This window comes from Tenacibaculum ascidiaceicola (assembly GCF_047470925.1).
Taxonomy (GTDB): Bacteria; Bacteroidota; Bacteroidia; order Flavobacteriales; family Flavobacteriaceae; genus Polaribacter; species Polaribacter discolor.
This window is the reverse complement of the sequence record NZ_JAZKJP010000013.1, coordinates 87,554-109,000: the sequence shown is the minus strand read 5'-3', so window position 1 is coordinate 109,000 and position 21,447 is coordinate 87,554. Positions and strand designations below refer to the sequence as shown.

22 protein-coding genes and 1 tRNA gene are annotated in these 21,447 nt (G+C 30.9%); 13 read left to right on the top strand and 10 right to left on the bottom strand.

Annotated elements, in window-relative coordinates:
• The first annotated feature begins 20 nt into the window (after positions 1-20).
• Entirely contained in the window at positions 21-1,382 is a 1,362-nt protein-coding gene (locus VBY68_RS15170) for a TlpA family protein disulfide reductase (protein ID WP_415270207.1), read from the top strand.
• A gap of 176 nt (positions 1,383-1,558) precedes the next feature.
• Here VBY68_RS15170 and VBY68_RS15165 read toward each other — a convergent pair whose 3' ends face one another.
• Positions 1,559-1,735, bottom strand: a complete 177-nt coding sequence (locus tag VBY68_RS15165; RefSeq protein ID WP_415270206.1) for a hypothetical protein — start codon at positions 1,733-1,735, stop codon at positions 1,559-1,561.
• 73 nt (positions 1,736-1,808) lie between these two features.
• On the opposite strand from VBY68_RS15165, the gene VBY68_RS15160 reads away from it, so the two are divergent.
• Together VBY68_RS15160 and VBY68_RS15155 are read left to right on the top strand one after the other, a co-directional pair.
• Positions 1,809-4,340 (top strand): AAA family ATPase, encoded by a 2,532-nt coding sequence (locus tag VBY68_RS15160; RefSeq protein ID WP_415270205.1) that lies wholly within the window; start codon positions 1,809-1,811, stop codon positions 4,338-4,340.
• Positions 4,341-4,410: 70 nt separating this feature from the next.
• Entirely contained in the window at positions 4,411-4,713 is a 303-nt protein-coding gene (locus tag VBY68_RS15155) for a hypothetical protein (RefSeq protein ID WP_415270204.1), read from the top strand.
• A gap of 163 nt (positions 4,714-4,876) precedes the next feature.
• On the opposite strand, the gene VBY68_RS15150 is transcribed toward VBY68_RS15155, so the two are convergent.
• Positions 4,877-4,958 (bottom strand) — tRNA-Leu (locus VBY68_RS15150).
• Positions 4,959-5,059: 101 nt separating this feature from the next.
• Here VBY68_RS15150 and VBY68_RS15145 point away from each other — a divergent pair.
• From VBY68_RS15145 to VBY68_RS15130, 4 genes are all read left to right on the top strand, one after another.
• On the top strand, positions 5,060-6,448 hold the full coding sequence (locus tag VBY68_RS15145) for a dipeptidase (RefSeq protein ID WP_415270203.1): 1,389 nt from the start codon (positions 5,060-5,062) through the stop codon (positions 6,446-6,448).
• A gap of 134 nt (positions 6,449-6,582) precedes the next feature.
• On the top strand, positions 6,583-6,951 hold the full coding sequence (locus tag VBY68_RS15140; protein ID WP_415270202.1) for a BlaI/MecI/CopY family transcriptional regulator: 369 nt from the start codon (positions 6,583-6,585) through the stop codon (positions 6,949-6,951).
• Complete coding sequence (locus VBY68_RS15135; protein ID WP_415270201.1) at positions 6,951-9,170, top strand: M56 family metallopeptidase; 2,220 nt, start codon at positions 6,951-6,953, stop codon at positions 9,168-9,170. The genes VBY68_RS15140 and VBY68_RS15135 overlap by 1 nt, the downstream gene beginning before the upstream one ends.
• Before the next feature lie 80 nt (positions 9,171-9,250).
• Positions 9,251-10,351: a DUF4407 domain-containing protein gene (locus VBY68_RS15130; RefSeq protein ID WP_415270200.1), complete on the top strand. Its 1,101-nt coding sequence runs from the start codon at positions 9,251-9,253 to the stop codon at positions 10,349-10,351.
• Here VBY68_RS15130 and VBY68_RS15125 read toward each other — a convergent pair.
• Complete coding sequence (locus VBY68_RS15125; protein ID WP_124590458.1) at positions 10,346-10,804, bottom strand: Lrp/AsnC family transcriptional regulator; 459 nt, start codon at positions 10,802-10,804, stop codon at positions 10,346-10,348. The two genes, VBY68_RS15130 and VBY68_RS15125, sit on opposite strands and share 6 nt — an antisense overlap.
• A 165-nt stretch (positions 10,805-10,969) precedes the next feature.
• Between VBY68_RS15125 and VBY68_RS15120 the strand changes: the two genes are divergently transcribed.
• The 3 genes from VBY68_RS15120 (at position 10,970) to VBY68_RS15110 (ending at position 14,326) form a co-directional block, all read left to right on the top strand.
• On the top strand, positions 10,970-12,169 hold the full coding sequence (locus tag VBY68_RS15120) for an aminotransferase class I/II-fold pyridoxal phosphate-dependent enzyme (RefSeq protein ID WP_415270199.1): 1,200 nt from the start codon (positions 10,970-10,972) through the stop codon (positions 12,167-12,169).
• 195 nt (positions 12,170-12,364) lie between these two features.
• Entirely contained in the window at positions 12,365-13,831 is a 1,467-nt protein-coding gene (gene nhaC / locus VBY68_RS15115) for a Na+/H+ antiporter NhaC (RefSeq protein WP_121147861.1), read from the top strand.
• 36 nt (positions 13,832-13,867) lie between these two features.
• Complete coding sequence (locus VBY68_RS15110) at positions 13,868-14,326, top strand: GNAT family N-acetyltransferase (RefSeq protein WP_415270198.1); 459 nt, start codon at positions 13,868-13,870, stop codon at positions 14,324-14,326.
• Here the strand turns inward: VBY68_RS15110 and VBY68_RS15105 are convergent.
• Both VBY68_RS15105 and VBY68_RS15100 read right to left on the bottom strand, forming a co-directional pair.
• Entirely contained in the window at positions 14,303-14,539 is a 237-nt protein-coding gene (locus tag VBY68_RS15105) for a hypothetical protein (protein ID WP_124590450.1), read from the bottom strand. The genes VBY68_RS15110 and VBY68_RS15105 overlap by 24 nt on opposite strands.
• Position 14,540: 1 nt before the next feature.
• Positions 14,541-16,499 carry a putative porin gene (locus VBY68_RS15100; protein WP_415270197.1) on the bottom strand — a complete coding sequence of 653 codons (1,959 nt, stop codon included), beginning with the start codon at positions 16,497-16,499 and terminating at the stop codon, positions 14,541-14,543.
• Between the two features lie 70 nt (positions 16,500-16,569).
• Between VBY68_RS15100 and VBY68_RS15095 the strand changes: the two genes are divergently transcribed.
• Together VBY68_RS15095 and VBY68_RS15090 are read left to right on the top strand one after the other, a co-directional pair.
• Positions 16,570-17,169: a ribonuclease HII gene (locus VBY68_RS15095; RefSeq protein WP_415270196.1), complete on the top strand. Its 600-nt coding sequence runs from the start codon at positions 16,570-16,572 to the stop codon at positions 17,167-17,169.
• 33 nt (positions 17,170-17,202) lie between these two features.
• Positions 17,203-18,258: a nucleoid-associated protein gene (locus VBY68_RS15090; RefSeq protein ID WP_415270195.1), complete on the top strand. Its 1,056-nt coding sequence runs from the start codon at positions 17,203-17,205 to the stop codon at positions 18,256-18,258.
• A 28-nt stretch (positions 18,259-18,286) separates the two neighbouring features.
• On the opposite strand, the gene VBY68_RS15085 is transcribed toward VBY68_RS15090, so the two are convergent.
• The gene (locus VBY68_RS15085) at positions 18,287-18,868 is read right to left on the bottom strand and encodes an outer membrane protein (RefSeq protein ID WP_099215602.1); all 582 of its coding nucleotides are present in this window, start codon (positions 18,866-18,868) and stop codon (positions 18,287-18,289) included.
• A 2-nt stretch (positions 18,869-18,870) separates the two neighbouring features.
• Positions 18,871-19,461 carry a PhnA domain-containing protein gene (locus VBY68_RS15080; RefSeq protein ID WP_099215603.1) on the bottom strand — a complete coding sequence of 197 codons (591 nt, stop codon included), beginning with the start codon at positions 19,459-19,461 and terminating at the stop codon, positions 18,871-18,873.
• Positions 19,462-19,512: 51 nt separating this feature from the next.
• On the opposite strand from VBY68_RS15080, the gene VBY68_RS15075 reads away from it, so the two are divergent.
• The gene (locus tag VBY68_RS15075; protein ID WP_121147874.1) at positions 19,513-20,016 is read left to right on the top strand and encodes a GNAT family N-acetyltransferase; all 504 of its coding nucleotides are present in this window, start codon (positions 19,513-19,515) and stop codon (positions 20,014-20,016) included.
• On the opposite strand, the gene rimM is transcribed toward VBY68_RS15075, so the two are convergent.
• From rimM to VBY68_RS15060, 3 genes are all read right to left on the bottom strand, one after another.
• Positions 20,013-20,540, bottom strand: coding sequence for a ribosome maturation factor RimM (gene rimM, locus VBY68_RS15070; protein ID WP_099215691.1), 528 nt, complete (start codon positions 20,538-20,540; stop codon positions 20,013-20,015). The two genes, VBY68_RS15075 and rimM, sit on opposite strands and share 4 nt — an antisense overlap.
• Before the next feature lie 16 nt (positions 20,541-20,556).
• Positions 20,557-21,060 (bottom strand): 30S ribosomal protein S16, encoded by a 504-nt coding sequence (locus VBY68_RS15065; RefSeq protein ID WP_121147876.1) that lies wholly within the window; start codon positions 21,058-21,060, stop codon positions 20,557-20,559.
• Positions 21,061-21,231: 171 nt separating this feature from the next.
• Positions 21,232-21,423 (bottom strand): cold-shock protein, encoded by a 192-nt coding sequence (locus VBY68_RS15060; protein ID WP_028891302.1) that lies wholly within the window; start codon positions 21,421-21,423, stop codon positions 21,232-21,234.
• Between the last annotated feature and the right edge of the window lie 24 nt (positions 21,424-21,447).

Genomic DNA, 21,447 nt, shown 5'->3' with positions numbered 1-21,447 from the left:
CTAAACTTAAAAATAACACTATGAAAAAACTATTTTTTGGTATTCTAACTACCATAATTATATCTTGTAACAAATCTAAACCTGTTAACTACACATTGTTTACAGGGACTATTAAAAACGCTAATAGTAAAAGTTTAACAATTAAAAACAGTTCCAATGAAATTGTTCGAGAAATTAAAGTTTCTGAGAATGGAACTTTCTCCGACACTATTTTTAACACCAATGGATATTATAAATTTAGTGACGGAAAAGAATCTTCTTCTATGTTTTTAAAAGATGGTTATGAACTTCGTTTAAAGATGAACGCAAAAGAGTTTGACGAAAGTATTATATATACTGGTAAAGGTAGTGATGTCAATAATTTTATAGCTCAAAAATTTTTAATTAAAGAAAAAACAGGAACAACTCCAGAACTTTATTCTTTAAATGAAGAGGCTTACTTAGCTAAAATGGACGAACAAAAAAACACCTTAGAAAAATCTTTAGCAAACTTACCTCCTGATTTTGTAGAACAAGAAAAAGCAAATATAAAGTACGAATATATTGACCATGTAATAAAGTACCAACCTGCTCATGGTTATTTTACAAAAAATAAAGATTATAAAGTTTCTAAATCTTTTCCTGATGTTCTAAAAGGTTTAGACCTCAATAATGAAGAGCATTATAAATTATTCAATACCTACAAAGGTATAGTAGGCTATAACTTTTCCACTTCAGCTAGAGAAAAATCTGAAAAAGAAAACATTTCATTTGAAACCGCAGCTTTACAACTAATTAAAGAATCAAAAAGTAAAGTTATTAGCAATAATTTACTTGCTAATTTATCTCGTCAAGTATCTGTGAGCAATCCAAATGCAGAAGAACTGTACAATGGAATCATAGAACTTTCTACAGATGAAACTTTAAAAGAACAATTAACAAAACAGTTTAATAAAATTCAAAAATTAACAAAAGGAAAAATATCTCCAATATTTGTAGACTATGAAAACAATACAGGTGGAGCAACCTCCTTAACTGACTTAAAAGGAAAATATGTATATATTGACATATGGGCCACTTGGTGCCAACCATGTAAAGCAGAAATTCCTTTTTTAAAAGAAGTAGAAAAGAAATATCATGATAAGAATATTGAATTTGTGAGTATTTCTATTGATGCAGAAAAAGATCATGATGCATGGAAACAAATGATTAGAGACAAACAATTAACGGGAGTTCAATTAATGGCAGACAATAACTGGAACTCAAAATTTATCACTGAATATGGAGTACAAGGAATTCCTCATTTTATTCTAATCGATCCTTCTGGTAAAATTGTAAGTTCTTACGCTCCTAGACCTTCTGATAAAAAATTAATCGAGTTATTTGATGAGCTAAAAATCTAATTACCGATCAACTAAAAAAACAAAATTTCAATACCAAAAAAACCTTAACTCTTTACGAATTAAGGTTTTGTTTTTTCAGTACGGGCGGAGAGACTCGAACTCTCACACCTCACGGCACTAGATCCTAAGTTTAGACTAGCGCTTTAAACAAACTCAATCAACTGATATACAACATTTTAAAAACAGCTAGATTGATTAATAATATTATTTAGTGTACTTTTAAGTGTACCAAACAAATATATCAAATTATAACTTAACTCATTGCTATTAATATAATTACCAGTCTTTTCGTCTAACAACTTAGCTAAAAACCTTACTTCTATTACGGTTTTCCATAAGTATATTAAAGACATAAACATTATTTTTAGGAAGTTAATGGATAAGACATAATTACAACAAATACTAATTAAACCTCATTACTAATAAATGGAATTACAAAAAGAAATTGTTGATTGGTTAAAAACTTTAAGAGGTTGGCAAACCGAGTTAGCTTATCAAATTCTCACAAAAAAAATAACTGAAGAAGACTTATCTAATTTAGTACAAATGTTAAAGTCAAATTCAGAGTTCCCGAATAAAGAGTTTCCGAATTTTTTAAATACAGAAAATAATACTCAAATTAGACTTTTAGCCTTAGAATCGATAGAAAATATTGAAAATCTTGCACCTCGCAATCCTTTAAACTTTGACAAAGATAAAAACCTTACTGTGATTTATGGTTCAAATGGATCTGGAAAAACAGGGTACACAAAAATCATTAAAAAAATAAGTGGCAAATCTCATGCAAAATCACTAAAACCCAATGTATTTAATCCCCAATCAAATGGAAAGTGTGTAGTTAAATATTCTATTGATAATAATGACCATGAAGTACAATGGGCAATTGCTGATGCACAAATTTCAGATTTAGGAACTATCGATGTTTTTGACACATCAACAGGTAACAACTATATTGAAGAAGCAAACGCAACAACTTACACTCCGAATTTCACAAAGTTATTCAAAGCATTATCTCATTACTATTCAGTTATACAACGCAAATTAGAGTCCGAAAAATTAGGATTGGTAAAAACATTACCTAAAGTACCTAACGAACTTGCTTCAACTGAAAAAACCAAGCTATACAATTCATTAAATAAATCACACTCTAAAGAGTTTATTGAAAAAAACTTTACTTGGGATAAAGAAAAAGAAAAGATTAGATTAGAATTAGAGCAAAGACTAAAAGAAAAAGATCCTTCCAAAACAGCTACAGCCCTAAGAAAACAAAAAAATGAAATTGACAAAGTCATTAAAGAAATATCTAAAGCTTTTGAAGTTGTGAATAATGATGCATTTAATAAGATTAAAGCATTAAAAGATGATTCTATTAATAAACGTAAAATTTCACAGCAAAGTGCTTTAGCTATAGCAAATAATTCTAAACTAGATGGAGTTGGAAGCTCCGTTTGGATAGCTCTTTGGGAAGCAGCTAGAAATTTTTCTACACAGGAAGCTTATAAAAAAGAGGACTTCCCTAAAGTAGCTGATAATTCAATATGTGTTCTTTGTCATCAATCTCTAGATAAACTTGCTCAAGAAAGGCTAACATCGTTTGAATCTTATGTAAAAAGTTCACTAGAAAAAGAGGCTGTTGCAGCAGAAAAAAAATATTCAGAAAGAATAAATAGTCTCCCTGAAAGGTTAGAAAAGGAAGTATTATCAACAAAATGTGCAGCAGCAAATCTAAATGAAGAATGGCTAACTTGTTTAGATACTATTTGGGAACAAATAAAAACTCAAACTAATTCAATAAAGAACAATTCTGAAACAACTATTGATAGTAAGTACATTCTAGATAACATTGAAATATTAAAATCAATAGCCAAACAATATGAGGAATCCGCAGAGCAATTTGAAAAAGATGCAAAAGAATTTGACCGACAAAAGGCATCTAAAGAACTCTTGGAGCTAAATGCTCAAAAATGGTGTTTTAATCAAATTGATGAAATTCATAAAGAAGTAAGCCGTTTAAAAAAGACGTCTGAACTTGATAATTGGATTTCGCAATGTAATACTCGAGCTATTACTACTAAGTCCAGCCAAATTTCTGAAACTGCAATAACAGAAGAATATGTAAAAAGATTTAATGCAGAATTAACCGCTTTGAACGCTAAAAAAATAAAAATAGAATTAGTAAAAGAAAAAGCTACAAAGGGCACTATTACTCATTCTTTAAAACTCAAAGGAATTAATGGATATAAACCTTCTGAAGTTTTAAGTGAAGGAGAACATAGGATAATTGCATTAGCAGCATTCCTTGCTGATGTTACTGGTGGCAATAACAATAATCCATTTGTGTTTGATGACCCAATTTCATCACTGGATCAGCGATTTGAAGAAAAAACAGTTGAAAGATTACTTGAACTATCAAAAACTCGACAAGTAATAATTTTCACACATAGATTAAGTCTTTTAGGTCAATTGAATGAAAAATGTGATTCCAAATCAATTAAAGTAATTGGTATTCGAAAAGAAAGTTGGGGAGCAGGTGAAATTGGTTCAACACCTCTTTTTGCAAAAAAAACAATTCCTGCACTAAATAAACTAAAAGATGAAAGGCTCGCTAGAGCAAAAAAAGTATTTAAAGAACATGGAAGTGAAGAGTATTACCCCCTTGGAAAAGCATTATGCAGTGACATCAGAATTCTTGTGGAACGCATTGTAGAAATTGACTTTTTAGCTGATGTTATACAAAGATATAGAAGATCAGTTAATACAAAAGGTAAGGTAGGAAACTTAGTAAAAATTAAACAAGAAGATTGCGACATGATAGATGAGTACATGACAAAATATTCTTCATTTGAACACAGTCAACCAGAAGAATCACCTGTCGAAATTCCAGAACCTGAAGAATTAGAAAACGATATTAAAACATTATTGGACTGGCTAAACGAATTTAATAAAAGGAAAAATTAAAAAAATGGTAACAAAACCTATACGCAATACCCACGGAATACTGTACATAACCAAACCTTAACCCTAAATAATGAAAGAAAACAAGCTTTTATATGCTATAGAGCAATTCATTTCTCTTAATGAAAACGAAAGAAAATTATTCTTCAAAGTTATAGGTTCTGAACAAGAAAGCTCTTCTGAAAGTTTATTGCCACCAGAATTTACCGAAAAAGCTCTATACAATAAACTTGTTAAAACACACAACGATAAAGTTGCTAAAAAACTAAATAGGTTAAAACAAGACCAAAAGAAAACACCCCCTAACAAACAAGTACTTACACTAAAACACACGCTAGATTATAAATCTAGCTTCCATAAAAACACAAAAACTTGAAAATCAAGCAGATATAGCAGTAAAATTATAATCTTGAGCTCTCAATTTTATACATTTCTGTGTACTTTTTCGTGTACTTTTGTGTACTTTTCCGTGTACTCTTTTAAAATTTGACATAAAAAAAACGTTTTAGAAAAATCTAAAACGCTCATTTTTAATTCAGTACGGGCGGAGAGACTCGAACTCTCACACCTCACGGCACTAGATCCTAAGTCTAGCGTGTCTACCAATTCCACCACGCCCGCGTACTTTTGAAATTGTGGATGCAAATATAAACAATACTTGTAAACTACAAAGAAGAAGTATACTATTTTTCTTATTTTTGATGCTAATTAATATACAACACATGCAAAACGTAAAAGATTACATAGCTCAACATAAAGATCGTTTTATTAATGAGCTTATCGATTTATTAAAAATTCCGTCAGTAAGTGCTGATCCAGCATATAATCAAGATGTATTAAATACTGCTGATACTGTTAAAGAAAGTTTAGAAAAAGCTGGGTGTGATAAAGTAGAAATTTGTGAAACTCCTGGATACCCTATCGTATATGGAGAAAAAATAATAGATCCAAACTTACCTACTGTATTAGTTTATGGTCATTATGATGTACAACCTGCAGACCCTATCGATTTGTGGACATCTCCTCCTTTCGAACCAGTTATTAAAAAAACAGATATACACCCTGAAGGAGCTATTTTTGCTCGTGGTGCTTGTGATGACAAAGGTCAAATGTATATGCATGTAAAAGCATTAGAGTACATGACACATACAGGAAACTTACCTTGTAATGTGAAGTTTATGATTGAAGGTGAAGAAGAAGTTGGTTCTGAAAGCTTAGCGTGGTTTGTTCCTAGAAACAAAGAAAAACTAGCCAACGATGTAATTTTAATTTCTGATACGGGAATGATTGCTAACGACATACCTTCTATCACCACTGGTTTACGTGGATTAAGTTATGTTGAGGTTGAAGTAACGGGACCTAATAGAGATTTACACTCTGGTTTATATGGAGGTGCAGTAGCAAACCCTATCAATATTTTAACACAAATGATTGCTTCTTTACACGATGAAAACAATCATATTACCATCCCTGGATTTTATGATAAAGTAGAAGAGTTATCTCGTGAAGAGCGTGATGAAATGGCAAAAGCACCTTTCTCATTAGAAGACTATAAAGCTGCTTTAGATATTAACGATGTTCACGGAGAAGCTGGTTATACTACTAACGAACGTAACTCTATCCGCCCTACTTTAGATGTTAACGGAATTTGGGGTGGATACACTGGTGAAGGCGCTAAAACTGTAATTGCTTCTAAAGCATACGCAAAAATTTCAATGCGTTTAGTACCTGGGCAAGAATGGGAAGAAATTACTGAATTGTTCAAAAAACATTTTGAAAGCATTGCTCCAAAATCAGTTAAGGTAGAAGTAAAACCACATCATGGAGGGCAAGGATATGTAACTCCGATTGATAATATTGGATATCAAGCAGCAAGTAAAGCCTACCAAGAAACTTTTGGAGTTACTCCAATTCCACAGCGTAGTGGTGGAAGTATTCCTATTGTTGCTTTATTTGAACAAGAATTAAAAAGTAAAACTATTTTAATGGGATTAGGATTAAATTCTGATGCAATTCACTCTCCAAATGAACATTTTGGTGTATGGAATTACTTAAAAGGAATAGAAACCATTCCGTATTTCTATCAATATTTTACTGAGTTATCAAAATAATTCAATCTCAATAACATTAATAAAATAGCCTTGAAAGAGTTTCAAGGTTATTTTTTTGCGTTATTTTTCAACTCTACATTTGTAGAATTAAAATTTATCTCTACATTTGTAGAGTTAATTCTAATTTTGTAGAGATGCAATTATCAAAAACCGAAGAACAAGTAATGCAGTATTTATGGAAATTGAAAAAAGCTTTTATGAAAGATATTTTAGCTGAATTTCCCGAACCGAAACCTGCAACAACCACCGTTGCAACCTTATTAAAAAGGATGAAGGACAAAGGTTTTGTAGATTATAAACTATACGGAAAATCAAGAGAGTATTTTCCTAAAGTTAAAAAATCAGATTACTTTTCGAAGCATGTAAACGGATTGATTAAAAACTTTTTTAACAATTCTGCGAGTCAATTTGCTTCTTTCTTTACTGAAAAAACAGATTTATCAGTTTCTGAACTAGAAGATTTAAAAAAGATTATTGATCAACAAATAAAAAAGCAACAATAATGATAACATATTTTATCAAATCAGGGATTTGTTTAGCGCTGTTGCTTGCCTTTTATCACTTGATATTAGAGCGAGAAAAAATGCATCAATTCAACCGATTTTATCTGTTGGGTAGCGTGTTGTTTTCCTTTTTAGCTCCATTGTATAAAATATATATTGAAGTTACCCCACAAGCTTCCGAACTATTTGTTCCAATGATTGTTGACAGCAACACGGCAACAGAGATTGTTACTTCTCAAACACAAGAAATAGATTATATGCTATATCTAGCCTTTGCTTATACAATAATTGCTTTGATTCTTTTGGTTCGCTTTATAAAAAATCTGGTGAGCATTTATCTCAAAATTAAACATCATCAAAAAATTAAAAAAGAAAAAGCTACCATCATCTTGGTTGATGACGCTATTAGTCCACATACATTTTGGAACTACATTTTCATTAACAAAGAAGAGTACAATTCAAATAAGATTGAAACTGAACTTTACACACACGAATTAACACATGCCTTACAAAAACACACGTTTGATGTATTACTTATTGAGTTTTTACAGGTGATTTTTTGGATAAACCCTACGTTTATATTCCTTAAAAAAGCTATTAAATTAAACCATGAATTTTTAGCTGATAACAAGGTAATTACAATTCATAAAAATACTACCGAGTACCAATATTTACTATTAAATAGAGCTGCTTGGAACAACGATTATTACTTGGCCAGTAATTTGAATTATTTATTAACTAAAAAAAGATTACTAATGATGACAAAACAAAGTTCTCGTACCAAAATCTTACTAAAAAAACTGGCAGTAATACCGGTACTAGCTGGATTTACATTACTTTTTGCCGAAAGAGTAGAAGCCTATGAAAGCGCAAATAATATCGAGTTTTTAGATGCTGTTATTGAGAAAAAAACAAAAGAAAACCTTTTTATTGCTTCAATTGAAAGGGACGACAACCATGTTCATTTAAAATGCTACAATTGTGAAAGATGGTCAGGACTAGAAATCCCTTTAAATAAAGAATATACTATTACAGATTGGGGATTTTCAACAGATAAACACGTAGAAATTGCAAAATACGCTTTTACCATTAAAGCAACAGAAAAAGAAGTTATTTTAAAAGGAATAAAAAATATTTCTTGGAATAGCATAATACCTCCTTTAAACAACAAAAAATATTTCTTTAATCAACAAGGTTCTCTAGAATACAAAAAAGATAATTTAGAAGAAGTAATTAAGCAATATGTCAAATTAGAAGCTCCAACCCTATTTATTGATCAAAAAACTAACAACTATTACCTAAATAACAGATTAATAAATATTGATAATATCAGAAGTGAATTTCTTAAAGAAACAAAAGGTGAAAAATCAAATTTAAAAATTTTTACTACAGGAAAAGTTTTAATGTCTCTTATAAAAACTATTCGTGAGAAACTGAGTAAAAAATATTTGGATGAGATTGTGTTAACTAATAGTCTTTCATATTTATATGAGGATGGAATTTCTATTAAAACTTCAAAAATTGAATATGATTCAATTCCAGCATTAAAAAGAATTGTTAACCGTAAAAATGAGACTTTTACTTATACAACAAAAGATGGTAGAGAAATTACTAAAAAGATATCTGAATTAACTGAAGAAGAAAAGAAAATACTACCACCACCTCCACCTCCAGTTAAATTAAAACAGAAGACTTTATCTAATAAACTATTCCAAGATTTTAAAAACACTAAAAAGTATGCCATTTGGATTGACGGAAAAGCAGTCAACAACAATGTTTTAAATAGTTATAAAAACACCGACTTTTATAACTACACTGGAAGTTTTGTTCACAAAAATGCAAGAAGTAAGCGTTTTCCTCAAGAGTATCAATATCAGTTAAACACAAAAGAATACATACAAAAAATCAAAAAACAGTTACCACCTCCTCCTTCAAAAAATAAAAAGAACGTTAATTCCGAGAAAAAATTAGGGTGGATAGTAGGTAATAAAGCACACGAGATTAACATACTTAATAAATCAAATGAAAAACTTAATGTATTTGATATAATTAGTCATGATAAAATTTTAAATAATTATACTATCAAAAGATATTTTTTAAACAACAAAGAAGTTCCAGAGCAACACCTTAAAAAAATAGACTACTTGAATTTGGAAACTACAAGGATGAAAAAGATAAGCGATGAAGAAATTAACATATACATAACCACAAAAAACTAATTTTGTTAAAAGCCTCTTAAATGAGGCTTTTTTTGTAACAGAACCCTAAATAACTCGTTATTAAACTATAAGCTTATTTTATGTTAAAACGATTTTTCCTTCTTTGTTCTGGAGCTGATTTAGATTTGCTACAAAAATGTGCTAATGGAGAGCAAAATAAATATGCGGGTATTGGTGCTACAGTTTTCTTCACTGCACTTATGGCAACTATTGCCTCTGCTTACGCTTTGTATACTGTTTTTGACAATATGTATACTTCCGTTTTCTTCGGAATTGTTTGGGGGTTGTTAATTTTTAATTTAGATAGATTTATCGTTTCTACCATTAAAAAAAGTGAATCTAAACGAAAAGAACTTATACAAGTACTTCCTAGATTATTATTAGCAATGATTATTGCTATCGTAATCTCTAAACCGTTAGAATTAAAAATTTTTGAAAAAGAAATCAACCAAGTGTTATTGACTGAAAAAAACCAGATGACATTAGACAACAAAACTCAAATTGCGCAACAATTTACTCCTGAAATAGATAAAATAAATACTGAAATCGCTTCATTAAAAAACGAGATTATCTCCAAAGAACAGGAAGTCAATGCACTTTATGAAACTTATATTGCGGAAGCTGAAGGCAGAAAAGGGACAAAACTCCTTGGTAAAGGTCCTGTTTATAAAGAAAAGAGAGACAAGCATGATAAAGCTTTACAGGAATTAACTCAATTAAAAGCTAATAATTCTGAGAAGATAAAAGCCAAAGAAGAGGCTATTAGTAATTTAACTCAGCTACAAAAAGAAACTGAAAGTGAAACACAGCCTATTATCTCTAACTTTGATGGATTAATGGCTCGTGTTAATGCTTTAAACAAATTACCTTGGCTACCTTCTTTCTTTATCTTCCTATTATTTTTAGCTATTGAAACTGCTCCAATTTTTACCAAACTTATCAGTTCAAAAAGCGAGTACGATTTCAAATTAGAAAACCAAGAATCTTTAGTTAAAACTTGGATTCAACAACAAGTACATCAAAGAGAAGCTATTTTACAAACCGATAAGGATCTTAACGATAAAGTTTATTCCGATTTAAAAACTGAAAAAGAACTATACAATTACAAACAAAAAATGGCTCGTAACTTAATGAAATTACAAACCGATTCATTTTATAAGAATCAACAGGATATACTATAAAGCTATCGCTATAGAATTTTTAACTTCACCAATTGTAAAAACACTTCGAGTGTTACCAACATGTTTTAACGCAGTAAGCTTATTTACTATAAAATCTCGATAAGCATCCATATCCTTCACATAAACTTTTAAAATATAATCATAATCTCCACTTACGTGGAAGCATTCTGTTACCTCTTCTAATCTATTAACTTCCTTTTCAAAAACTGTTATATGATCTTTATTATGTTTCTCTAACTGAACATGACAAAAAACTAAAAATGACTTTTCAATTTTGTTTTTATTCACCAAAGCAACATATTGCTTAATAACCTTTTCTTTTTCTAACTTCTTTATACGCTCATAAACCGCAGTTACAGATAACCCTAACTGTAAAGACAGTTGTTTTGTCGTTTGCTTACTATCTGTTTGAAGTAACCCTAGTAACTTCTTATCTATCTTATCTAATTTCATCTGAAAAAAAATCTACATTTATTACACCTTTTACTACTATCACCAAATAAAAAACCAATTATAGATACAAAATTAGCATAATAATCTATAAAACACACTTCTTATTGATTTTTAAACAATTAAAACTGAATTTAGTAGTCTACTAATAATTAACCTTAATCAATTATGAAATTTAAACCTGCAAACAACATACAAGACCTTCAATATTTTGGAGAATTTGGTGGTGTTAACCCATCTATATCAGACTCTTCAACCTATACTTTTTTATCAGCAAAAACCATGTTTGATACTTTTGAAGGAAATACAGATGGTTGTTATTTATACTCTCGTCACTCATCTCCTTCAAACTTATACCTATCCGAAGCTTTAGCAGCTATGGAAGGAACTGAGACAGCCAATGTTTCTGCAACAGGCATGGGAGCCATTACTCCCACCATCTTACAAATATGCGAAGCTGGAGATCATATCGTTTCGAGCAGAACTATTTATGGAGGAACTTATGCTTTTTTAAAGAACTTCACTCCTCGAATGGACATAGAGACTTCTTTTGTTGATATTACAAAAATAAGTGTGGTAGAAGCTGCTATTACACCAAAAACCAAAATGATATACTGTGAAACAGTAAGTAACCCATTATTAGAAGTTGCTGATATTAAAGCGCTATCAACCTTAGCTAAAAAACACAATTTACAATTAGTTGTTGATAACACATTTTCTCCACTATCAATTTCACCTGCTCAGTTGGGAGCTGATATTGTTATTCACAGCCTAACAAAATTTATCAATGGTTCTTCAGATACTATGGGAGGGGTTATTTGTGGGACTACAGATTTTATCAATTCTCAAAAAAGTGTAATTGATGGCGCAAGTATGTTATTAGGAGCTTCTATGGATTCAATGCGAGCTGCTTCTATCTTAAAAAACCTTAGAACTTTACATATTCGTATAAAACAGCACAGTAAAAATGCTAGTTATTTAGCTGAAAAATTTGAAGCTGACGGGTTAAAAACTGTGTACCCCGGATTAAAATCACATCCTTCTCACGAAGTTTTCAAATCGATGATGAATGAAGAATACGGTTTTGGAGGAATGTTAACTATAGATACTGGTTCTTTAGAGAAAGCTAACGCTTTAATGGAACTAATGCAAGAAAGAAACTTAGGGTATTTAGCTGTAAGTTTAGGTTTTTACAAAACCTTATTCTCTGCTCCTGGCACTTCAACATCTTCAGAAATTCCTTTAGATGAACAAACAGAAATGGGATTAACCGATGGGTTAATTCGTTTTTCAATTGGTTTGGACAATGACATTGAACGCACCTATCAGATGATGAAAGAGTGTATGAAGGAAATTGGCGTGTTGTAAACACCTTTAATTTATATTTCTAAACTTGTCATTTTAAACAGTGTAAAAACTATTGATTTCTTTTACATTGTTTAAAGTGACATTTTTGTTTATTTATCATTTCTTTTCAATTTTTCTTAAAGAAACCCATCAACTTATTCTATTTGTGTAATTCTATACAAAATCGTAACATTACAAGCCGAAAAAAAACCATAGATGCGAGACGAAAAAAATTTATCTGAAATTCAAATAGAAGAACAAAAAATAATTGATAACAAAGAGTTGAATATTTGGGAAGCTTTAATTCCTGTAATTATTTTAATGGGGTTATTAGCTTATAATATTTTTTATGCAGATGGCGCATGGTTAGGAGATTATTCAAATCAATATATTTTATTGATGGGAGGAGTAATTGCAGCAGTAGTAGGCTTTTTAAATAAAGTTTCTTTACAAAGAATGGCTGCAGAAATATGGGAAAACTGGAAAAGTGTTTTTGTCCCTATTATGATTTTATTTTTGGTTGGAGCCTTAGCTGGAACCTGGTTAGTAAGCGGAATTATCCCTGCAATGGTTTATTATGGCTTACAAGTACTAAGTCCTGAAATATTTTTACCTGCCTCAGTAATTATTGCTGCAATTATATCAATTGCTACCGGTAGTTCTTGGACAACTTCTGCGACAGTAGGTATTGCGTTGGTTGGAATTGGAAGTGCGTTAGGTATTCCATCGGGTATGATTGCAGGAGCCGTTATCTCTGGTGCTTATTTCGGTGATAAAATGTCACCACTATCAGATACTACTAATTTAGCTCCTGCAATGGCTGGCACAGACTTATTTACTCATATTAAATATATGGGATATACCACTGTTCCTACCTTTATAATTACTCTTTTAGTATTTACCATTTTAAGTAGTACTATTGATACGACTGGTAATGCAGATGTTAGCAATTTATTAGCTTCAATTAAAAACACTTTTCATATTTCACCTTGGTTATTTATAGTTCCTGCCGTAGTAATTGTTATGATTTTATTAAAAACTAAGCCTTTGGTGGCTTTAGGTACTGGTGTAATATTAGCAGGTGTTTTTGCTTTTATCTTTCAAGCTGATGTACTAGTAGGTTTAGCTGAATCGAAGTTTCAATCAATTATAAATGCAATTTTAACTGACACTCAAATACAAACTGACAATGAAAAGTTAACAGAACTATTCAGTTCTGGCGGAATGAATGGTATGTTATGGACTATCTTTTTAATTATCTGTGCTATGGTTTTTGGTGGTACTATGGATGCTATAGGTGCCTTAGCTAAGCTTACCAAAGCCTTATTATCGGTAGCAACTTCAGTTTTTGGGTTATTCGCTAGCACTGTTATTAGTTGTTTAGGTTTAAATACGATTGCTTCTGATCAATATTTAGCAATTGTTATTCCAGGTAAAATGTTTAAAAAAGCATATGAAGACAAAGGGTTAGCCCCTGAAAACTTAAGTAGAACCTTAGAAGATTCTGGTACTGTTACTTCGGTTTTAATTCCTTGGAATACTTGTGGAGCTTACCAATCAGGAGTTTTAGGTGTTGGTGTTGGAGAATATTTTATCTATGCTGTTTTTAATTACTTAAGTCCAATTATGACTTTACTTTTTGCAGCATTTAGAATTAAAATTAGACAATTAGCTAAAAAATAATATTCAAGTCTTTAAATAAAGTGAGACTTATTTTTTATGATTATAAAAGCTCAAATAAAAGACGCTAAATTACTAACGGAAATCGCTATAAGCTCGAAAGCATACTGGGGGTACTCCAAAGAACAAATGGAACTTTGGAAAGATGACCTAACAGTCACCCCTAAAACTTTTGCCGATTGTAATATTTATAAATTTCAAGTTAACGATATTACAGCTGGTTTTTACGTTTTATATCGAGCTAATATTAGAACAAGTTTTTTAGATTTTTTATTTGTTACTCCTAAGTTTATAAACCAAGGTATAGGTTCTAAACTACTCGAACATGCAAAAAAATCTTGTATAAGTGGTTCTTGCGCTGTTTTAAATGTTTTATCAGATCCAAATTCAGATGCTTTTTATTTAAAACATGGTTTTGAAATAATTGGTAAACGAGAGAGCAGTATTAAAGGGCGTTTTTTATCTGAAATGGAGCTATATTTTCCTGAAAATATGTAAAAAAATTGATACAATTAAAAGTATCCAAGGAGTTCCATGTAAAAACACATCAAACCAATCCATAAATTGCATAGCGTGTTCTCCTGAAAAAGCATTTCCTCCTGCTATCCATTTTAGTTTACCTACAATATGTGGTGGTCTAAAAGGTGCTAATCCTAAGGTTAAGCTTGTTATTAAAAATAACTTCCAGTTTTGTCGTAATTTCTCTTTCATATTATATAAACCAGTTCCACACTACCCCAAAACGAATTACAAAATCTCTATACGGATAGTTCGGTGCTGAAAAATAATTCTTTTTAAGTACAAAAGAGCTAATGTTATCTGCTTTAAAGTAAATTCGAGTTCTACGAACCCTTGCATTAAAAAACAAATCTACCGTTGGATATCCTATTTCCGTATCGTTTTGTAAAGTAAACTCAGCTAACAAAGGGTTATACGCATTCGCTTTATATTCTGAAAAATACTTAAATGTAGCTCCCATTTGCACTAACAAAGGTTTTCCTTTAAACCATTCATCAGTATAATAAAGTGTGTTACGAGTAACAAATTCTGGAACCCTAAAAACACTGTTTCCACTTGCTACTTTTTGATACATTAAAGTGTTATCTAAAGCAAACTTTCCGAAAGTAAACTCTTTAGAGGCTTTTGCTTTTAAATAATTAACATCTCCTGAAAATTGTTTCGGTTGACCATTTTCATCAAAATATGTATAATTACTAATATTGGTGATATCTACAGATGCATTTCCCCATTTAGAATCTATAACTCCTCCTAAAGAACGTGTTCCTATCTGAGAAAAATTATTCTCCCAATTATAATCATCATAACTACTTTGATGCAATAAAAAATTAAAATTGGGTGATTTGTTACTTATTCCTACCCTACCTTTTACAGTAAGTACACTATCTTTCTTATAAAAAGCTTCTCCAGAAAGGCTATTTCCAGATAAACGTCCGCTTCCAGGTGTAAGACTTCCAGAAGCATTTACATGGAAGTTTCCAATTCTTCCATTCCAATCAGCTCCAAAAGAAATTGCATCTCCCTTTAGCTTATTCTTTGTAATTCCAACCGTATTATTCTGTAAGTTTTCATACCCATATGTATAATTTGATAATTCTGTTTTTACACGAAATTTACCTAATACATATTTTGAGTTAAAATCTATAAAGAACTGATTGTTGTATAACAAATAAATAGTCTTGTTATTTATGTTACTTGAAATATTTGCATTACCAAACATATCTGAAGCTGTACCTTCATTAAATCGATAAAACTTAGAATCTCTAGTAAATGAATGCCCCAATTTTAAATTAGAAAAATCTTTTTGACTTACACTATCTTTTGAAGATAATAGTTTAAAAGTATGTTCAAAATACAATCTTTTAGCATCTAAAGTACTTTCGGCACTATTCAAATTCACATCCATCCTACCTCTATTTCCGCTAAAGTTAGGATCATCTGCTAAAAATGCCTCTAAAGAAGTTTCTGTCAATCCTCCATTTTCTTGATTAAAAAAATCTTGATTTACAGCATGTCCTCTAATTGCATATTGCCCTTTTGGTGTTTCATAACTAAAACTTACTCTAAAATTACCCGTACTTGACAAAGAGCGTCTATAAGTCCCTAATGAACGAAGCCCCTTATATGCTATTGCAAGGTTAAATCGTTTGGAAAAATTTGTCGTAAAAAGCGCATCTAGAACCTGTCCTTGCTCCAAACCAGTACGGTACATGATTTCTGTTGTAGGTGTGGGTACATGATAATAACTCACATCTTCAATATCAAAATAATTGAACATTTTTGCTCTAAAACCTATATCTGGAAATTGTGAAATATTAGTAAAATCGTATCCTAAGTTATTAAACGTTTGTCCTTGATTATGAAAAGCTAGTAATTCAAAATTATCCTTTCTTAAGAAGTTAAACTTATATTCTTTTTTAATTGTTAATGTGGTATCTACTATTGTAGTATCATTTTTATGCGAAATAATTTTATAATCGGTATACTTAGTTTTTCCACTAAGCTTTACATTAATTTCACTATCAGGTAATGAATCCATATTTTGATTAAGTCCTCCTCTACCTCTTCCAAAGCCTCCATCAATTGTTCTTATTTGGGCAAAAATTACCTGAACACTTATCAAACAAAAAAATACTAAGAAATTTTTCTTCATAGCAACAAAAGTAAAATAATTTAACGACAAAAATCACGATTAATTTCTTTGAAATCTGTTAATTTGTAGCATGTTGCAATTAAATTATAGCGGTTGTAAATTTGAAGCAGGAACAGATGAAGCTGGTAGAGGCTGTTTATCAGGACCTGTTGTGGCTGCTGCCGTTATTTTACCCGACAATTTTCAACATGAGCTATTAAACGACTCTAAACAAATTTCAGAAAAAAAACGACAAAAACTTCGACCTTATATTGAAGAACATGCTCTTTCATATGGAGTCTCTTTTATACATCAAGAAGAAGTTGATGAATTAAACGTATTACAAGCATCTATTACTGGAATGCATCGTTCAATAGAACAATTATCTATACAGCCAGAATTTATTATTGTTGATGGAAACAAATTCAAACCATTTGAAGAAATCCCACATCAAACCATTGTAAAAGGAGACGCTAAATTTATGAGTATAGCAGCTGCTTCTGTACTTGCAAAAACTTATCGTGATGAGTATATGGTAAAAATTCATCAAGAGTTCCCTCAATATAATTGGCAAAAAAACAAAGGATATCCTACTAAAGAACACCGCGAAGCTATACGTCAATTTGGCGCAACTCCTTACCACCGAAAATCATTTAAATTGTTACCTGAACAATTAAAATTGAAACTTTAATTTTTCTATTTTTGTCTTCCAATTTTTTAGAAGATGATTAAAAGAACTCGTACCGAAATTAACAAGTGTATTATTCACAAAGTAGCTAACAAATACAATAGCGGACAAAATGCTTTTTCAGAAAGTTTAGTTCGTTTTGATGAAGAAAGCTACGAATTATTGCTTCCTTTTTTATTAAAACCTTTCGGGTCTGTTACGCAAAGTTACCGTTTTAGTCATCATGCGGATGTCCGCCTAAACGAAATCAACAAATATTGTTCTGATATTTTTGAAGATGATAGTAATGAGGTTTTTATTGAACATTCTAAAAACATTGTTAATCACCTATACGAACAATCAAACTCTGCCAATATTAAAACGGGAGATGTTATTGTTGCCTATTTTGAAGGCATCGAGTATAAAGATGTTTTAACTGAAGCTGTTGGAATTTTTAAAATTGAAAGTAAAGTAGATTTCTTTCAGACCTACTTAGATGATGATAGTTTTGATGTGGTAGTTCAAAAAGGAATTTCAACAAAAAGACTGGATAAAGGTTGTTTAATTTTAAACTCTACCGACGCTGAAGGAACTGTGGTTTTATCAGTAGACAACAACCAATACGATGCGCAATACTGGATTAAAAACTTTTTAAGTGTAAAGTATGCTGATGATCGTAATTTACACACGCAAAACTACCTTGAAATGTGTAAAGAGTTTTCTGAGGAGGTTTTAAAACCTGAATTGGGAAAACAAGAGCAAACTAACTTCTTAGCCAATACGGTTGATTACTTTAAAGAGCATGAGAGTGTAGACTATCACAATTTTAAAGATGATGTTTTTGCAGAAGACAAGCATAAAGATCTTTTTGAAGACTACAAGCAACACTTTGAAAAGTTAAACGATGTATTAATTCGTAACAATTTTGAAGTATCTGATGTGGTTTTAAAGAAGGAAAAAAGTAAGTTTAAAACCGAAATTAAACTAGACACCAATATTCAAATTAAAATTGACGTTGATGCTCCCGATGCTTCTGCTGAATACCTAGAACAAGGGTATGATGAAAATAAGAAAATGAAGTTTTACAAGGTGTATTATAATACAGAGAAATAAAAAAGCTGAGTTAAACTCAGCTTTTTTATTAAAATCTTATTCCTACTCCCATTTTTAGGAGATTTACATTTGTATTGTAATTTATATCTGGTGAATTTCCAGAATTTAATTTGGAAAAATCATACTGAACTTGTAAAAAAAATCTTGGCAAAACATCATAACTAACACCTAAACCAGCATTTATTCCTCTCAAGGTATCAGAAAGTTTAGAAAAATCTACCGGGCCTGAATTATTAGTATTAGTTAGTTTCATTTTCATAAACGAGTATCCTATATTTACAAAAAGATGCAATTTTGTTAATTGACTCAAGTTTAATTCTGAGAAAATTTTAGGCTGTATAGTATATATTGTTCTCTCAAAATCTTGTGGATAATTGTCCTTATCTCTATCATCAACTAGAAACCCTCCGTTTATACCTATCCCAAAATTAACTATTTTAAAATCCTTTATCCTATATTTAACTCCAAAATCAACAACTCCTTCAGACCTACCCCCAATAAAATTATTATCTATTGTTAAAGGATAACTTACTTCTAAGCTAATTTTTTTATTCTGAGAGAATGAACCCATTCCACACAACAATAAAATTAATATAAGCTTATACTTCATAACTACTCCTTTTCAGCCATTTTCTTTACATAATCGGTAATAATCACAATAGTTTGTGCCCCTACTTTACCTTCAATATATTTAGCATTTTCAGGATCTAACGAAATTCTACGCACAGCAGTCCCTTGCTTTGCTACCATACTAGAACCCTTTACCTTTAAATCTTTAATCAATACTACATTATCACCTGCCTGCAAAATAGCTCCGTTTACATCTCTATGAATTATTTTTTCACTTTCATCTAAATGCTCACCTGTAGCCTCAGCAAAACGTAATTCTTCATCTTCTAAATACATCATATCTAACAAATCTTGTGACCATCCATCTTTTTTAACACGGTGTAACATTCTCCAAGCCACAACTTTTACTGCTCTAAATTCACTCCACATACTATCATTTAAACAACGCCAGTGATTAGCATCTGTTTTATCAGCATCTTCAATCTGCTCAATACAAGTAGCACAAGCCAGTAAACTACCATCAACTCCTCCTGTTGAAATTGGTGGTACTTCATAAATTGACAAATCGCTTTTTGATGCACATAATTCACATTGATTTCCGCTTCTATCTTGTAATTCTTGTAATAAACTCATTTTATTCTTTTTTTGCTTCGCAAAAGTACATTTTTAATTTATATTTAAGCCATGTTATTAGAAAGCGAACGATTAATTATTAAGGAAGCTCTAGTGAGCGATGCTCCTTTTTACTTTCAATTATTTAATGATCCAGACTGGATTCAATTTATAGGTGATAAAAACTTAAAATCTATTGAAGAAACTCGCGTTTACTTAAAAGATATTTTATTCAAAAACTCAAAGTTAGGTGGTTTGGGATTTTTTACTGTAATTTTAAAAGAAACCAATAAATCTATTGGAGCATCAACTGCACTACAAAGAGATAAATTAGATTTTATTGATATTGGTTACGCTTTTTTACCTGAAGGAAGAGGTAAAGGATATGCGACAGAAGCCACAAAACTAATTATTGAATACGTCCGTACTAAATTCAAACAAAAAAAAGTATTGGCTTTGACTATGCCTAAAAATGAAAAATCTCAAAAACTATTAAAAAATCTAGGTTTTGAGTTTATTGGAATGCAACAAGTTTTTGAAAATGGAGAAGATTGTGTATTTGAGTATGTATTTTAACTCAAATACAAATCAATTAACCCTTCAGGTGTTTCAACTTCTATAGTTTTATTATCTCTATCTACTTTTTTAATAAAGTCATCAATCATAGGAATAAAAACTTCATTTCCCTCTCTATCAATTTCAAATAAAGGTTGTGCAGAAGAGTCATTAATACTTACTATGTTCCCTACTTCTCCAAAAGAAGCATCAACAACCTTAAACCCTATCACTTCATGATAATAGAATTTATCTCCTGATAATTTAGGAAGTAAGTCTAATGGTAAATAAACTTCAGAACGTAAAATAGCTTCAGCATCTGCTTCTGTATCTACATCCTCAAATTTTACTCTAAACATAGTTCCCTTACTTAGGGTAGATTTTTCAATAAAAAAAGGAACCAGATTATTGCCTAAATCGACAAAAACTGATTCCAAATTTTCGTAAAGATCGGGTTCATCAGTATCTAACTTAATAACTACCTCACCCTTAAAACTATGTTTTTTAACGATTTTGCCAAGATAAAAGCAATCTTCTTTTTGCATCATCGTAGTACAGTTTTTATTCTTCGCTATCAGCACCTGATTCAGCAGCAGCATCCTCGCTATCTTCTACAGCAGGAGTTGCAGCAGCTATACGCGCTTCGTTTACAGCTTTCTCAGCTTCTAAAGCTTTTGCTTTAGCTTCTGCTTCAGCTTTTGCTAAACCTTCTGTTTTACCAGCAACTTTAGCTGATTTTTCCTCTAACCAAGCATTGAATTTAGCTTCAGCTTGCTCTTCAGTTAAAGCACCTTTCTTTACTCCTCCAGCTAAGTGATTCTTTAATAAAGCTCCTTTATAAGATAAGATAGCTTTAGCAGTATCAGTTGGTTGAGCACCGTTTTGTAACCACTTTACAGCTCCGTCAACATCTAACTCGATAGTTGCAGGGTTAGTGTTAGGGTTGTAAGTACCGATTTTCTCTAAGAAACGACCGTCTCTTTTAGCTCTTGAATCAGCAGCTACTACCCAATAAAATGGTTTTCCTTTTTTACCGTGTCTTTGTAATCTAATTTTTACAGGCATAATTTTAATTTTTAAGGTACGCGACCTTGGTTATTAATAATTCTTACCATCTCGTGATAAGTGGGCGCAAATTTATAAAATCTTTTTTATTTAAAAGCAAAAAAATAACTTTATTAAAATAAAAAAGAGCCTGTTTAACAGGCTCTTAAGAAAAATAAATTGTGAGATATATTATAATACTCTAACGCTAACTGCGTTTAATCCTTTTTTTCCTTCTTTAAGTTCAAACTCAACAGTATCACCTTCTCTAATCTCATCGATTAAACCTGATACGTGTACAAAATGTTCTGTGTTTGATCCTGACTCTGTAATAAATCCAAAACCTTTAGATTCATTGAAGAACTTTACTGTTCCTTCTTTCATTGTAAAAAATATTATATTAAAGTG

What these genes read in the sequence shown, in the direction of transcription:
- VBY68_RS15170 (WP_415270207.1), top strand. Translation starts at nt 21, where the DNA reads ATGAAAAAACTATTTTTTGGTATTCTAACTACCATAATTATATCTTGT.
- VBY68_RS15165 (WP_415270206.1), bottom strand. Translation starts at nt 1,735, where the DNA reads ATGTCTTTAATATACTTATGGAAAACCGTAATAGAAGTAAGGTTTTTA.
- VBY68_RS15160 (WP_415270205.1), top strand. Translation starts at nt 1,809, where the DNA reads ATGGAATTACAAAAAGAAATTGTTGATTGGTTAAAAACTTTAAGAGGT.
- VBY68_RS15155 (WP_415270204.1), top strand. Translation starts at nt 4,411, where the DNA reads ATGAAAGAAAACAAGCTTTTATATGCTATAGAGCAATTCATTTCTCTT.
- VBY68_RS15145 (WP_415270203.1), top strand. Translation starts at nt 5,060, where the DNA reads ATGCAAAACGTAAAAGATTACATAGCTCAACATAAAGATCGTTTTATT.
- VBY68_RS15140 (WP_415270202.1), top strand. Translation starts at nt 6,583, where the DNA reads ATGCAATTATCAAAAACCGAAGAACAAGTAATGCAGTATTTATGGAAA.
- VBY68_RS15135 (WP_415270201.1), top strand. Translation starts at nt 6,951, where the DNA reads ATGATAACATATTTTATCAAATCAGGGATTTGTTTAGCGCTGTTGCTT.
- VBY68_RS15130 (WP_415270200.1), top strand. Translation starts at nt 9,251, where the DNA reads ATGTTAAAACGATTTTTCCTTCTTTGTTCTGGAGCTGATTTAGATTTG.
- VBY68_RS15125 (WP_124590458.1), bottom strand. Translation starts at nt 10,804, where the DNA reads ATGAAATTAGATAAGATAGATAAGAAGTTACTAGGGTTACTTCAAACA.
- VBY68_RS15120 (WP_415270199.1), top strand. Translation starts at nt 10,970, where the DNA reads ATGAAATTTAAACCTGCAAACAACATACAAGACCTTCAATATTTTGGA.
- nhaC (WP_121147861.1), top strand. Translation starts at nt 12,365, where the DNA reads ATGCGAGACGAAAAAAATTTATCTGAAATTCAAATAGAAGAACAAAAA.
- VBY68_RS15110 (WP_415270198.1), top strand. Translation starts at nt 13,868, where the DNA reads ATGATTATAAAAGCTCAAATAAAAGACGCTAAATTACTAACGGAAATC.
- VBY68_RS15105 (WP_124590450.1), bottom strand. Translation starts at nt 14,539, where the DNA reads ATGAAAGAGAAATTACGACAAAACTGGAAGTTATTTTTAATAACAAGC.
- VBY68_RS15100 (WP_415270197.1), bottom strand. Translation starts at nt 16,499, where the DNA reads ATGAAGAAAAATTTCTTAGTATTTTTTTGTTTGATAAGTGTTCAGGTA.
- VBY68_RS15095 (WP_415270196.1), top strand. Translation starts at nt 16,570, where the DNA reads ATGTTGCAATTAAATTATAGCGGTTGTAAATTTGAAGCAGGAACAGAT.
- VBY68_RS15090 (WP_415270195.1), top strand. Translation starts at nt 17,203, where the DNA reads ATGATTAAAAGAACTCGTACCGAAATTAACAAGTGTATTATTCACAAA.
- VBY68_RS15085 (WP_099215602.1), bottom strand. Translation starts at nt 18,868, where the DNA reads ATGAAGTATAAGCTTATATTAATTTTATTGTTGTGTGGAATGGGTTCA.
- VBY68_RS15080 (WP_099215603.1), bottom strand. Translation starts at nt 19,461, where the DNA reads ATGAGTTTATTACAAGAATTACAAGATAGAAGCGGAAATCAATGTGAA.
- VBY68_RS15075 (WP_121147874.1), top strand. Translation starts at nt 19,513, where the DNA reads ATGTTATTAGAAAGCGAACGATTAATTATTAAGGAAGCTCTAGTGAGC.
- rimM (WP_099215691.1), bottom strand. Translation starts at nt 20,540, where the DNA reads ATGCAAAAAGAAGATTGCTTTTATCTTGGCAAAATCGTTAAAAAACAT.
- VBY68_RS15065 (WP_121147876.1), bottom strand. Translation starts at nt 21,060, where the DNA reads ATGCCTGTAAAAATTAGATTACAAAGACACGGTAAAAAAGGAAAACCA.
- VBY68_RS15060 (WP_028891302.1), bottom strand. Translation starts at nt 21,423, where the DNA reads ATGAAAGAAGGAACAGTAAAGTTCTTCAATGAATCTAAAGGTTTTGGA.